The following is a 14463-nucleotide window of genomic DNA, read 5'->3' as shown; positions in this document are numbered from 1 at the left end:
TGGCTTTCGCCTTGCCTTTTCAAGAGGACTGCGCCGCCTTCAGCAGCGACTGCAGGTCGTCGGGGGAGGCCTGCTGGATCTCGGCCAGCAGCCGCGCGACCTCCGCCGGGTCTTCCTGCGCGATCTGCCGCGCGGCGATTGCTACGGTCATCGCTTCGATCGTGCGTGCGTCGAACAGCTCGCGCAGCGGCACCTGCACCTTAAACGTCGCGGCGATGCGGGCGGCGAGCTGGGTGAGCAGCAGCGAGTGGCCGCCCAGCGCGAAAAAGTTGTCGCCCACCCCCACGCGCTCCACCGCCAGCCCCAGCAGCTCGGCCCACAGCCCCGCCAGCTCCCGCTCCACCGCCGTTCGCGGCGCCACCCGCCCTTCCCCGCCGCTCAGCGCCTCCGCTCCCTCCGCCTGCACCGCCGCCGCCAGCCCCCGCCGGTCCAGCTTCCCGCTGCTCGTCAGCGGCAGCCCCGCCCGCTCCACCCAGCGCCCCGGCACCAGCGCCGCCGGCAGCCGCTGCCCCAGCCACCCCGCCAGCTCCCGCGCCAGCGCCACCCCCCGCTCCGCCCCGGCGCGCGGCACGATGCACGCCACCAGCACCCCGCCGTGCGCGTCCTCCTGATGCACCACCGCCGCCTCGGCCACCGCCGCGTGCGCCCGCAGCGCCGCCTCGATCTCGCCCAGCTCGATCCGCACCCCGCGCAGCTTCACCTGCCCGTCGCGCCGCCCCAGGTACTCCAGCATCCCATCGGCGCGCACGCGCGCCAGGTCGCCGGTGCGGTACAGCCGCGCGCCCGCCGCGCCACTCACGCCGTCGGGCAGCCAGCTCGTCGCGGTGCGGTCGGGCCGCTGGTGGTAGCCGCGCCCCAGCCCGACGCCGCCGAGGTACAGCTCGCCCACCACGCCGATTGGCACCGGCTGGCCGTGCGGGTCGAGCACATAGGTCTGCAGGTTGGCGATCGGCTGGCCGATCGGCACGGTCGCAGGCGGCGGGCCAGGCGGGCAGCTCCAGGCGGTGACGTCGATGGCGGCCTCGGTGGGGCCGTAGAGATTGTGGATGTGGGTGGTGGGCAGGGCGGCACGCGCGCGCGCGAGCAGGTCGGGGGCGAGCGCCTCGCCGCTGCAGATCAGGTGGCGGAGGTGTGGCAGAGCGGGGAGGTGCGGCAGGTCGAGCAAGGCGCGCAGCATGGAAGGGACAAAATGGACGACAGAGATGGCCTCGGCGGCGAGGGTGTGGGCGAGGTAGTCGGGCTCGCGGTGGCCGCCGGGGCGGGCAAGCACGAGGGTGGCGCCGGTGAGGAGCGGCCAGAAGAACTCCCAGAGGGCGACGTCGAAGGTGGCGGGGGTCTTCTGGAGGACGCGGTCGGCGGGGGCGAGGGGGAAGGCGCGCTGCATCCAGAGGAGGCGGTTGAGGAAGGCGGCGTGGGCATTGAGGGCGCCCTTGGGGGCGCCGGAGGAGCCGGAGGTGAAGAGCATGTAGGCGAGCTGGTCGGGGAGGATGGAGGGGAAGGGAACGGGAGGCGCGGCGGCAATGGCGTCGGCGTCGGCGTCGAGGGTGAGGACGGGGCCGGGCCAGGCGGAGATGCGGGGGCGGAGGGGCAGGCAGGTGAGGACGAGAGCAGGGCGGGCATCGGCGAGGAGCGCGGCGAGGCGAGCCGGGGGGGCGGCGGGGTCGAGGGGCAGGATGACGGCGCCGGCGAGGAGGGTGGCGAGGAGCGCGAGGACGAGGTCGGGAGAGCGGTCGAGGAGGATGGCGACGCGGGGCTCGGGGGTGGAGCAGAAGGGGGCGAGGGCGTGGGCGAGGAGGGTGGCGCGGGCGAGGAGGGTGTGGTAGGAGAGGGAGGTGCCGTCGGCGGCGCGGAGGGCGATGGCGAGGGGGGCGTGCTGCGCCTGGCGGGCGATGGCGTGCGGGATGAGCGGGGTGGCGGGGAAGGGGGTGGCGGTGTGGTTGAAGGTGTGGACGAGCAGGTGGCGGGCGGTGGGGGAGAGGATAGGGAGGGCGGCGAGGGGGGCGTCGGGGGTGGCGAGGGCAGCGGGGAGCAGGGTGAGGAACTGGTCGGCCAGCCGCGCCATCGTCTCCGCCCCGAACAGGCTGGTGCGATATTCAAACGAGCCCACCAGCCGATCGCCCACCTCGGCCATGGCCAGCACGAGGTCGAAATTCGCCGCCTCGCTGTCGATTGGGAATGGGCTCAGGCTCAGCTCGGGCAGCGACAGGCTGGGCGCGGGCGTGTTCTGGAAGGTAAACATCACCTGGAAAATCGGCGTGCGGCTGGGGTCGCGCGCGGGCTGGAGCGCCTCGACGAGCTTTTCGAACGGCAGATCCTGGTGGGCATACGCGGCCAGCGCCACTTCGCGCACGCGGCCGAGCAGCTGGCGAAAGCTGAGGCTACCGGCCAGGCTGGTTCGCAGCACCAGCGTATTGGTGAAAAAGCCGATCAGCCCCTCGGTCTCGCCGCGGCGGCGGTTGGCGATCGGTGTACCGACCGCGATGTCGCTCTGGCCGCTGAGGCGCGCCAGCAGCAGCTGGAACACCGCCAGCAGCGTCATGAACGGCGTGCAGCCCTCGCTGCGGCTGAGCGCGGCCAGCCCGGCCGTCAGCTCGGCCGGCAGCACAAAGTCGTGCTTGGCGCCGTGGAAGTCGAGGCTCGGCGGGCGCGGGTGGTCGGTGGGCAGCTCGAGCGGCGCCAGGCCGGCTAGCTGCTGCGTCCAGTAGGCCAGCTGGCGTGCCAGGTCGTCGCCCTGCAGCCAGCCGCGCTGCCAGAGCGCGAAGTCGGCGTACTGGATCGGCAGCTCGGGCAGCGCTGGCGGCTGGCCGGCGCGAAAGGCCTGGTACAGCGCGGCGATCTCCTGGATCAGAATGCTCATCGACCAGCCGTCGGCGATGATGTGGTGCAGCGTGAGCAGCAGCACGTGCTCGGCTGGGCCGAGGCGCAGCAGCGTCACGCGCATCAGCGGGCCGCGCTCCAGGTCGAACGGCTGCTGGGTTTCGCCGCGAACCAGCCGCCGCAGCTCGTCGGCGCGCGCGCCCTCGGGCATGTCGCCAAGGTCGATCGTGCGCGCGGGTGGCGTTTCGGCGCGCGCCGGCGCGACCACCTGCACTGGCTGGCCGTCCTGCACCGCGAAGGTGGTGCGCAGGCTGGCGTGGCGGTGCACCACCTCGCCAACGGCGCGGTCGAGCGCGGCCGGGTCGAGCCGGCCGGCGAGGCGCACCGCCGCGCAGATAATGTAGGTCGGCGCGTCGGGCTGGAGCTGGTGCAGAAACCAGAGCCGCTGCTGCGCGAACGACAGCGGGAAGGTTTTGGGCTTGGCGGCCTTCTCGCGCAGCAGCTGGGCCAGCAGCGCGCGCTTTTCTTCGAGTGAGAAGCCGTCGGTCGGGCTGCCTGTTGCGCTCATGGGTGTTGTCCTTCCTCGGCCAGCAGCGCGGCGAGCAACGCGTCCACGCTTGCTTCCGAAAGCTGGTCGAGACTCGCCAGCAACTGCTCGGTGTCTTCGTCGGTGGCCCGGCCGATCGTGCCGCCAGGCTCGGGCTGGGCCTGCGCCTGGCCGATGGCCTGCGCGAGCCCGGCGATCGTGGGGGAGTCGAACAGCGCGCGCACGGGCAGCTCGGTCTCGAGCGCCTCGCGCACGCGCGCGATCACGCGGGTGGCCAGCAGCGAGTGGCCGCCCAGCTCGAAGAAGTCGTCGTGGATGCCGATCGGCGCGAAGCCCAGCAGCGACTCCCAGATCGCCGCGATCGCGCGCTCGGCGTCGGTGCGCGGTTCGGCGTAGGCGCTGCCAAGCTGCGGGCGCGGGTGGGCCGGGCGCGCGCCCTGGGCCTGCTCGAGCGTGTCGAGCACGCTGCTGGCGTTGTAGGCGCTCTGCTGCTCCAGCAGCGCCGGCAGGTCGTAGGTCGAGACGGCCACCTGCGGCGCGGCGCGTTCGGCCAGCGCGCGCCGGAAGGCCGCGACGCCCTGCTCGGCCGTGAGGCCGTCGGCCAGGTCGGCGCCGGTGTGGCGGCGGTGCAGCGCCTCGGCGATCGTGGCCATGCCGGTGTTCCGCCAGCGATCCCAGTTGATCGAGCGGATCGGCGCGCCGCGCTGCCATGCCGCCTGGGCCAGCGCGTCGAGGAAGCCGTTGGCGGCGCAGTAGTCGGCCTGGCCGACGCCGCCGAGGATCGCCGCGAGCGACGAGCAGAGCACGATGAAATCGGGCGAGCGCTCGCGAAAGGCCGCCTCGATCGCCAGCGCGCCGCGCAGCTTGGGCGCGAGCACGCGCTCGGCGGCGGCGCGGGTTTTGAGCTGGATCATGCCGCCGCCGGGCACGCCAGCGGCGTGGATCACGCCGTGGATCGCGCCGAAGCGCGTTTCGGCCGCGGCTACGGCCGCGTGCAGCTGGGCCGGGTCGGTCACGTCGGCGCGGAGCGGCAGCACCTCGGCGCCCAGCGCCTCGATCGCGCGCGCCCGCCCGATCGAGGCGCTGGTCGGGTCGTCGCCGGCATGGCTGGCCAGCCAGCCGTCCCACGCGGCGCGCTCCGGCAGCCCCGTGCGGCCAAGCAGCACCAGCCGCGCCCGCACTGCGCGCGCCAGCTCTTCGGCCAGCGCGAGCCCCAGGCCGCCGAGGCCGCCGGTGATCAGGTACACGCCGCGCTCGCGCAGCAGCGGCCGGCCCTCGGCGTCGTCGTCGATCCGGATCGGCTCGAAGCGCTGCGCCCAGCGGTGCGCGCCGCGGTAGGCCACCACCGGCTCGGCCGCGCCGGCGGCAAGCTCGGCCAGCAGCTGATCGGCCAGCCGGGCGGGGCTGTTTGGCGGCAGAACGTCGACATTCCGGCAGCGCAGGTGCGGGTACTCCTGCGGGATGACCTTGAGCGCCCCCAGCAGCGGCGCCTGCTCGGCGCGCGGCCGCTCGTCGGCGCCAACGGCGTGCAGCCCGCCCGACACGGCCACCAGCTCGAGCGCCGCCCCGGCCATGTGCCGGTCGAGCGCCTGCGCCAGCCAGAGCAGGCTGTAGAAACCGCGATCGAGGCCGCGATCGAGCGCGGCTTCGTCCAGCTCGGCCGGCCCGGCGTCGCCCAGGCTCCACAGGTGGACAATCGTGTGGGGCTGCCACTCGGCGGCGCGCAGCTCGGCCAGCAGCGCGTGGTAGTCTTCGGGCGCGCGCGGATCGAGCGTGTAGGCGCGCTCGGCCTCTCGCGCGAAGTGCGCGCCGGCGTTCGCCAGCACCACGCTCTGGCCGGCGGCCTCGAGGCGCCGGCCAGCGCCGCGCCGACACCCAGGCCGTCGCTCAGCAGCAGCCAGCCGCCCGGCCGGTCGGCGGGCGCGAACGGCCTAGGCGGCGGCACGCGGCGCCACGACGGCACGTAGAACCAGTCGGCCGGATCGGCCTGGCGGCGCGCGCGCCGGCGCAGCACCTGGCCGGGGCGCAGGTCGATCCAGAAGCGCTGGCGCTCGAACGGGTAGGTTGGCAGCGGCACGCCGGCGCGCCGCGCCGTGAACCGCCCGCCAATCGATCGCCGCGCCGGCCATCCAGATGCGGCCGAGCGCACCGGCGAGCGCCACGTCGTCGGGCTGCGACTCGTGCGGGTGGCGCATGCTCGCCACGATCGCGCGCTCGCGCGCGCCCTGCTGGCGCGCCAGCGCGCTGAGCGACTGCCCCGGCCCAACCTCCAGCAGGATCTGCTCGGGGTCGGCCAGCAGCGCCGCCACGCCCGCGCCAAAGCGCACGGTCTGGCGCAGGTGCCTGGCCCAGTAGGCCGGGTCGGTGGCCTCGCCAGGGCTGATCCAGCCGCCGCTGACATTCGAGATATACGGCAGCGCTGGCGGGTGCAGCGAGGTGCGCCGCACCAGCTCGGCGAACTCGGCCAGGATCGGCTCCATCATGGCCGAGTGAAACGCGTGCGAGGTGTGCAGCCGCCTGCAGCCGACGCCGCCGGCCTCGAGGCGCGCAGCCAGGGCCGCGACTGCCTCGGCCGGCCCGGCGACGACGCACAGCGCGGGGGCGTTCACCGCAGCCAGCGCCAGGTCGTCGCCGAGCAGCGCCGCGACCTGGCTCTCGGGCAGCTCGACCGCCAGCATTGCGCCGGGGGGCATGCGCTGCATGAGCCGGCCGCGCGCCGCCACCAGCGCCAGCGCGTCTTCGAGCGTGAACACGCCGGCCAGGCAGGCGGCCACGTACTCGCCGATGCTGTGGCCGATCATGGCGCGCGGGCGCACGCCCCAGGCCATCCACAGCCGCGCCAGCGCGTACTCGATCACGAACAGCGCCGGCTGCGCCAGCCACGTCTCGGTCAGCCGCCGGGCCGCCGCATCGTCGGGCTGCGGCGCGAACAGCAGCGCGCGCAGGTCGAGCCCCAGCTGCGGCGCGAGCAGATCGCAGCAGCGGTCGACCTCGGCGCGAAAGACTGGCTCGGCGGCATACAGGCCCTGGCCCATGCCGGCGTACTGCGCGCCCTGGCCGGGGAACAGAAACGCCACCGGGCGATCGTCGGCGGGCTGCAGCCGGGTGGGCGCGCCGGCCCTGAGCAGGCGGGCTGCCTCGGCCGGGCTGCCCGCCACCACGGCGCGGCGGTGGGCGAACGCCTGCCGGCCGGCCTGGAGCGTAAAGGCCACGTCGGCCAGGCTGGCGCCGGGGTGTGCGTCGAGGTAGCCGGCCAGCTGGGCGGTAGCTGCCTCCAGCGCTGGCGCGGTTTTGGCCGAAAGCACCAGCAGCTGCGGCGCGGTGCTGGGCTGGGCAGGCGCTTGCGCGGGCGGCTCTTCGAGCACCATGTGCACATTCGTACCGCCGATGCCGAACGAGCTGACCCCGGCGCGGCGCGGGTGGCTGCCGCCTGGCCAGGGCGCCAGGCTGGTGGCCACGTAGAACGGGCTGCGCGCGAAGTCGATCTGCGGGTTGGGCTGCGAGAAGTGCAGACTCGGCGGGATCTGGCCGTGGCGCAGCGCCAGCGCGGCTTTGATCAGCCCGGCCGCACCGGCGGCGGCGTCGAGGTGGCCGATATTGGTCTTCAGCGAGCCGATTGCGCAGAAGCGCTCGCGCGCCGTGCCAAGCCGGAACGCCTGCGTCAGCGCCTGGATCTCGATCGGGTCGCCGAGCGGGGTGCCGGTGCCGTGGGCTTCGACATAGCCGATCGTGTCGGCCGGCACACCGGCGCGCGCCTGGGCCTCGGCGATCACGGCGGCCTGGCCGGCGACGCTGGGGGCGGTATAGCCGACCTTGCCGGCGCCGTCGTTGTTGATCGCCGAGCCCTTGATCACCGCGTAGATCTGGTCGCCGTCGGCCAGCGCGTCGGCCAGCCGCTTGAGCACCACAATTGCCACGCCGCTGCCCGACACAGTGCCGCGCGCCTGGGCGTCGAACGCGCGGCAGTGGCCGTCGGGCGAGGCGATGCCGCCCTCGCTGTACAGGTGGCCCGATGTCTGCGGCACCAGCGCCGACACGCCCCCGGCCAACGCCATGTCGCTGTCGCCGGACAGCAGGCTCTGGCAGGCCAGGTGCGTCGCCACCAGCGATGTCGAGCAGGCCGACTGCACGGTGAAGCTGGCGCCGCGCAGGTTCAGCTTGTAGGCCACGCGCGTGGCCAGGTAGTCTTTGTCGTTGCTCAGCACCGCCTGGAAGCTGCCGGCGGCCTCGATCGCGGCGGGGTTGGAGTACAGGTTGAACACGTAGCTGTTCATGCTCACGCCCGCGAACACGCCGACCCGGCCGGGAAAGCGCTGCGGGTCGTAGCCGGCGCGCTCGAGCGCTTCCCAGGCGCACTCGAGAAAGATGCGCTGCTGCGGGTCGATCAGCTCGGCTTCGCGCGGCGTGTAGCCGAAGAATGCCGCGTCGAACAGCTCGATGCCGTCGAGCGCGGCGCGGCCCTTGACGTAGCTCGGGTTGTGCACCAGCTCGGGCTCGATGCCCGCGGCCAGCAGCTCTTCGTCCGAGAAGAACACGATCGACTCGACGCCGTCGCACAGGTTGCGCCAGAACGCCTCGACGCTTGGCGCGCCGGGGAAGCGCCCGCTCATAGCCACGATCGCAACCGCGTCGGCCGCGGGCCGCTCGGCCGGGGCGCGCGATGCCACGCGCTCGCGCAGCTGCCGCAGCTCGGCGTCTGCTGCGTCGGCCTGGCCCAGGTGCGCCGCCAGCGCGCCGACGGTCGGGTGCGCGAACAGGTCGACCAGCGCGATCTCGCGGCCGAGCGCCGCGACCAGGCGCGCGTGAGCCTGCACCATCAGCAGCGAGTGGCCGCCCAGGTCGAAGAAGTTGTCGGCCAGGCCGACGCGGTCGATCTTCAGCACTGCCTGCCAGATCTCGGCGATCGCGCGCTCGAGCTGGCTGCCCGGCGGCTCGAATGGCGCCGCCGCCGATCGGCCTGCGCCTGGCGCCGGCAGCGCGCGCCGGTCGACTTTGCCATTTGGCAGGGTGGGCAGCTCGGCCAGCGGCACGAACGCCGAGGGCAGCATATACTCGGGCAGCTGCTGGCGCAGAAATGCCCGCAGCGCGCCGCCCAGCTCGGGATCTGGCGCGCCGGATACTGGCGGATGCTCGCGCGGCACCGGGTAGGCCACCAGCCGCACGTCGCCGGGGGCGTCTTCGCGCGCCAGCACCACCGCCTCGCGCACGGCCGGGTGGCGCGCCAGCGCGGCCTCGATCTCGCCGAGCTCGATCCGGTAGCCGCGCAGCTTCACCTGCCCGTCGGCGCGGCCGATGAACACAATTGTGCCGTCGGCCCGGCGGCGCGCCAGGTCGCCGCTGCGGTACAGCCGCGCGCCAGGCTCGGCGAATGGGTCGGGCACGAAGCGCTCGGCGGTCAGGTCGGGCCGGTTCAGGTAGCCCAGGCCCACGCCCGCGCCGCCGATATACAGCTCGCCGGGCACGCCCACCGGCACAGGCTGCAGGCGCGCGTCGAGCAGGTACACGCGAGCGTTGTCGATCGGCCGGCCGATCGGCGGAATGGGCGCCGCGCCGTCGTAGACGCCGGCGGTGGCGCACACGGTTGTTTCGGTCGGGCCGTAGGCGTTGACGCAGCGCCGGCCGGGGGCGGCCCAGGCGGCCAGCAGCGCGGCCGGGCACGGCTCGCCGGCCACCACCAGCGTGCGCAGCGCCGGCAGCTCGGCCGGGGGCATGGCCGCCAGCGCCGAGGGCGGCAGCGTCACGGTGCTGATCGCCAGGTCGCGCAGCAGCGCGGCCAGCGGCGGGCCGGGCATCATCTCGGCGGCAGGCGCGAGGCACAGGGTCGCGCCGGCCGCCAGCGCCGCGGCCAGCTCCGACACAGCCGCGTCGAAGCTGAAGGCCGCGAACTGGAGCACGCGGTCGCCGGAGCGCACGTCGAAGGCGCGCATCAGGGCCACGGCCAGGTTGCCCAGCCCGCGCTGCGTCAGCATCGCCCCCTTGGGCGCGCCGGTCGAGCCCGAGGTATAGATCACATACGCCAGCTGGTCGGCGTCGGCCGGGCCGCCCGGCTCGTCGTCGGGCATTGCCGCGATCTGCGGCCAGTCGGCGTCGAGCCGCACCACCTGGCGCGCGGCGTCGGCGAGCAGGCCAGGTAGCGCCGCGACGAGGTGCTGCTGCGTCAGCAGCAGCGGCGCGCGCGCGTCGGCGAGCATGTAGGCCAGGCGCTCGCTGGGGTAGGCCGGGTCGAGCGGAAGAAACGCGCAGCCGGCCTTCAGCACGCCCAGAACCGCGATCACCTGCTCGAGCGAGCGCTCGGCGCAGATGCCCACGATCGTGCCGGGAGCGGCGCCGAGGCCGCGCAGGTAGTGCGCCAGCCGGCTCGCGCGCCGGCTCAGCTCGGCGTAGCTCAGGCGCTCGCCGCCGGCCAGCACTGCGGTGGCCTCGGGTGCGCGCGCGGCCTGGGCCGCGAACTGCTGCAGGAACAGCGGCGCCGGCGCAGGTGTTGCGCTCGTATTCCACTCAACCAGCGCGCGCTGGCGCTCGGCCGCGGTCAGCAGCGGCAAATCGGCCAGGCGCAGCCCTGGGTCGGCCACAATCCCTTCCAGCAGCGTGGTGAAGTGCTCGGCCATGCGCGCGACCGTCGCGGGGTCGAACAGGTCGGTGTTGTACTCGAAGCCGGCCAGCATGCCGCCGTCGATCTCGCCCAGCGTGAGCGTCAGGTCGAACTTCGCGGTGGTCACGTCGAGCTCGATCAGCTCGAGCTGGAGGTCGCCGACCGCGCGCACCGGCGCCGTGGCGTTCTGAAGCACAAATGCCACCTGGAACAGCGGGTTGCGGCTGAGGTCGCGCTCGGGGTGCAGCCGCTCGACCAGCATCTCGAACGGCAGATCCTGGTGGGCATACGCGGCCAGCGCCACCTCGCGCACGCGCCCCAGCAGCTCGCGGAAGGTCGGGTCGCCGGCGGCGCTGGTGCGCAGCACGAGCATATTCACGAAGAAGCCGATCAGCCCCTGGATCTGGGAGTGCTGGCGGTTGGCGATCGGCGAGCCGACGGCGATATCGGCCTGGCCGGTGTAGCGGAATAGCAGCGCATTGAATGCCGCCAGCAGGGTCATGAACAGCGTCACGCCCTCTTGCTGGCTGAGCTGCTTCAGCGCCGAGGCCAGCTCGGGCGCCAGCGTGAACAGCCGCACCGCGCCACGGTAGCTCTGCGTCGGCGGGCGCGGGTGGTCGGTCGGCAGCTCGAGCGCCGGCATGCCGGCCAGCTGCTGTGCCCAGAAGCCGAGCAGGCGCTCGAGCGCCGCGCCCGCGAGCTGCTCGCGCTGCCAGATCGCGAAGTCGGCGTACTGGATGGGCAGCTCGGGCAGCGCCGGCGGCTGGCCGGCGCGCGACGCGGCGTACAGCGCCGCCAGCTCGCGCTGGAACACGCCCATCGACCAGGCGTCGGCGACGATATGGTGCATCGTCAGGAGCAAGACGTGCTCGTGCTCGTCTAAACGCAGCAGCGCCGCGCGCAGCAGCGGGCCGCGCTCTAGGTCGAACGGCCGGCAGGCCTCGGCGTAGCCAAGGCGCCGGGCCTCGGCCTCGCGCTCGCCGGGCGGCAGATGGCGCAGATCGCGCAGGTGCAGCGCCGCAATCGCGCGCGCGGCGGGGCTGTCGGCCGGGGCGATGGCCTGCGACGGGCGGCCGGCGAGCGCCGGGAAGGTGGTGCGCAGCGCCTCGTGGCGCCGCACGATCGCCGCGAGCGTGCGCTCGAGCGCGGGCACATCGAGCGCGCCGCGCATGCGCACGCCGGTGAACACGTTGTAGTACGGGCTGTTCGGCTCGAGCTGATCGAGGAACCAGAGCCGCTGCTGGGCGAACGACAGCGGCAGCGCGCCGGTGCGCTCGGCGCGCGGGATGCCGCTGGCGGGCCGCGCGCCACGGGCCGCGCCGCGCTGCTGGAGCCGCTGCAGCAGCAGCGCGCGCTGCGCGGGCGAAAGCCGGGCGATTGTGTCGGCCAGGTCGTCTGATGGCGCGGCGGCTGGCGGCTGGGCGGGGCCGGCGCTGCGGGCGGGCTGGGGGGCGCCGAGGCTCTGGAGGTAGCGCTCGAATGGCGCGACGCTCAGGCCGGCGACAAACGCGCCAGCGGCGGCGTAGGCCGCTTCGGATTGGCGCTCGTAGAGCGCGCGATCGGCGAGCAGCCGGGCGAGCGCGTCGCGCCACGGCGCGACATCCTGCGGCGGCACCACGGGCGCCGGCAGCAGGTTTTCGTCGAGCCGATCCTCGAAGCGCTCGATCGGCCGCACCGGCAGCACGAAATCGGTGCCGAGCTTGGCCTCGGGCAGCCCGCCGCAGTTGCTGGCGAGCACGGGGATGCCGCGCAGCATCGCGTCGACCGCCGCCATCCCAAAGCCCTCGATCCACAGCGAGGGCATCAGCAGCACGCGCGCCTGCGCGAAGATCGCGTCGAGGTTGGGCTGGTTGGGCAGCAGCGTCATGTTCGGCAGCCGGGCCAGCGCCGCGCGGTCGGCGCTGGTGGTGCCATAGCCCGGCAGCGCCGCGAACGGCAGATCGGGCAGGGCGCGGGCCAGCTCCAGCACGATCGGCAAACCCTTCACCGCGCAGGCGTTCATCAGCAGGGCGTAGCCGGCGTCGAAGCGGCCGAGGCGCGCGAACGGCCCAGCGCCGTAGTGCGGCGGGTGGTTGACGAACGCGTCGCGGCCGATCCAAGTTTTGACATACTCGGCCACAAACTGGCTGATCGCCACGATCCCGGCCGCCTGGCGCACCAGCTCGGCGCGCGCCGGGCCGGGGTACAGGCTGGCCGGGCCGAACGGGAACATCTGCGGCGTGTGCGCCAGATAGATCGTGCGCGCGCGGCGCAGCTCGATCGCCGCCTCAAGCAGGCTCTGCGATGGGTCCTCGGCCGAAACCAGCACCCAGTCGGGATCGAACGCAGCGATGTGCGCGGCGAAATGCGTGCGCAGCCGCGCCGGATCGGCAACCGCGTGCACCTCGACGCCGCCGAGGCTGAAGCTGGCGACGCCGGCGTGCTCGCTCACGGCCACGCCATCGGCCGCCAGCCCGGCGCGAAACTGCTCGTAGCTGCCGTTGGGCGGCGTGGCCAGCGCCGGCGCTACCACGTGCACGGCGTGCCCGCGCGCAGCCAGGCCCTCGCACAGGCAGCGGTTCGAGCGGTTCGTGCCGCCGTGGGAGCGCGTGTAGGGCAGGTTCATTGTCAGCAGAATTTTCATTCGCCATCTCCCGCTTCAGCCGCCAGCAGCGACTGCAGGTCGTCGGGGGAGGCCTGCTGGATCTCGGCCAGCAGCCGCGCGACCTCCGCCGGGTCTTCCTGCGCGATCTGCCGGGTGCTGATCGCGACGGTGATATCGACGATGGTTGGCGCGTCGAACAGCTCGCGCAGCGATAGCTCGACGCCGAAAGTATCGCGGATGCGGGCGGCGAGCTGGGTGAGCAGCAGCGAGTGGCCGCCCAGCGCGAAAAAGTTGTCGCCCACCCCCACGCGCTCCACCGCCAGCCCCAGCAGCTCGGCCCACAGCCCCGCCAGCTCCCGCTCCACCGCCGTTCGCGGCGCCACCCGCCCTTCCCCGCCGCTCAGCGCCTCCGCTCCCTCCGCCTGCACCGCCGCCGCCAGCCCCCGCCGGTCCAGCTTCCCGCTGCTCGTCAGCGGCAGCCCCGCCCGCTCCACCCAGCGCCCCGGCACCAGCGCCGCCGGCAGCCGCTGCCCCAGCCACCCCGCCAGCTCCCGCGCCAGCGCCACCCCCGCTCCGCCCCGGCGCGCGGCACGATGCACGCCACCAGCACCCCGCCGTGCGCGTCCTCCTGATGCACCACCGCCGCCTCGGCCACCGCCGCGTGCGCCCGCAGCGCCGCCTCGATCTCGCCCAGCTCGATCCGCACCCCGCGCAGCTTCACCTGCCCGTCGCGCCGCCCCAGGTACTCCAGCATCCCATCGGCGCGCACGCGCGCCAGGTCGCCGGTGCGGTACAGCCGCGCGCCCGCCGCGCCACTCACGCCGTCGGGCAGCCAGCTCGTCGCGGTGCGGTCGGGCCGCTGGTGGTAGCCGCGCCCCAGCCCGACGCCGCCGAGGTACAGCTCGCCCACCACGCCGATTGGCACGGGTTGGCCGTGCGGGTCGAGCACGTAGGTCTGCAGGTTGGCGATCGGCTGGCCGATCGGCACGGTCGCAGGCGGCGAGCCGGGCGGGCAGGTCCAGGCGGTGACGTCGATAGCGGCCTCGGTGGGGCCGTAGAGATTGTGGATGTGGGTGGTGGGCAGGGCGGCACGCGCGCGCGCGAGCAGGTCGGGGGCGAGCGCCTCGCCGCTGCAGATCAGGTGGCGAAGGTGTGGCAGGGCGGGGAGGTGCGGCAGGTCGAGCAAGGCGCGCAGCATGGAGGGGACGAAATGGACGACGGCGATGGCCTCGGCGGCGAGGGTGTGGGCGAGATAGTCGGGCTCGCGGTGGCCGCCGGGGCGGGCAAGCACGAGGGTGGCGCCGGTGAGGAGCGGCCAGAAGAACTCCCAGAGGGCGACGTCGAAGGTGGCGGGGGTCTTCTGGAGGACGCGGTCGGCGGGGGCGAGGGGGAAGGCGCGCTGCATCCAGAGGAGGCGGTTGAGGAAGGCGGCGTGGGCATTGAGGGCGCCCTTGGGGGTGCCGGAGGAGCCGGAGGTGAAGAGCATGTAGGCGAGCTGATCGGGGAGGATGGAGGGGAAGGGAACGGGAGGCGCGGCGGCAATGGCGTCGGCGTCGGCGTCGAGGGTGAGGACGGGGCCGGGCCAGGCGGAGATGCGGGGGCGGAGGGGCAGGAGGGTGAGGACGAGAGCAGGGCGGGCATCGGCGAGGAGCGCGGCGAGGCGGGCCGGGGGGCGGCGGGGTCGAGGGGCAGGATGACAGCGCCGGCGAGGAGGGTGGCGAGGAGCGCGAGGACGAGGTCGGGAGAGCGGTCGAGGAGGATGGCGACGCGGGGCTCGGGGGTGGAGCAGAAGGGGGCGAGGGCGTGGGCGAGGAGGGTGGCGCGGGCGAGGAGGGTGTGGTAGGAGAGGGAGGTGCCGTCGGCGGCGCGGAGGGCGATGGCGAGGGGGGCGTGCTGCGCCTGGCGGGCGATGGCGCGCGGGAT

The 14463-nt window shown here is 74.2% G+C and carries 4 protein-coding genes and 1 pseudogene; all 5 read right to left on the bottom strand.

Annotated features, from left to right (window positions below):
* Positions 1 to 19 precede the first annotated feature (19 nt).
* The 5 genes and pseudogenes from U0177_RS01810 to U0177_RS01790 all read right to left on the bottom strand — a co-directional run bounded on the left by U0177_RS01810 (position 20) and on the right by U0177_RS01790 (position 14418).
* The gene (locus tag U0177_RS01810; protein ID WP_409568865.1) at positions 20 to 3385 is read right to left on the bottom strand and encodes an amino acid adenylation domain-containing protein; all 3366 of its coding nucleotides are present in this window, start codon (positions 3383 to 3385) and stop codon (positions 20 to 22) included.
* A complete protein-coding gene (locus U0177_RS01805) occupies positions 3382 to 5193 on the bottom strand; it encodes an SDR family NAD(P)-dependent oxidoreductase (RefSeq protein WP_409568864.1) in 1812 nt (603 codons plus the stop codon). The genes U0177_RS01810 and U0177_RS01805 overlap by 4 nt, the downstream gene beginning before the upstream one ends.
* A gap of 102 nt (positions 5194 to 5295) precedes the next feature.
* Positions 5296 to 12579, bottom strand: coding sequence for an amino acid adenylation domain-containing protein (locus tag U0177_RS01800; RefSeq protein WP_409568863.1), 7284 nt, complete (start codon positions 12577 to 12579; stop codon positions 5296 to 5298).
* Positions 12576 to 12923 (bottom strand): phosphopantetheine-binding protein, encoded by a 348-nt coding sequence (locus tag U0177_RS01795; RefSeq protein WP_409569075.1) that lies wholly within the window; start codon positions 12921 to 12923, stop codon positions 12576 to 12578. Before U0177_RS01795 ends, U0177_RS01800 begins: the two co-directional genes overlap by 4 nt.
* Positions 12924 to 13009: 86 nt before the next feature.
* Positions 13010 to 14418: pseudogene (locus U0177_RS01790) on the bottom strand (amino acid adenylation domain-containing protein).
* Between the last annotated feature and the right edge of the window lie 45 nt (positions 14419 to 14463).

It is taken from the genome of Kouleothrix sp. (assembly GCF_046328425.1).
In the GTDB taxonomy this organism is placed as follows: Bacteria; Chloroflexota; Chloroflexia; order Chloroflexales; family Roseiflexaceae; genus Kouleothrix.
This window is presented reverse-complemented; position numbering and strand designations above follow the sequence as displayed.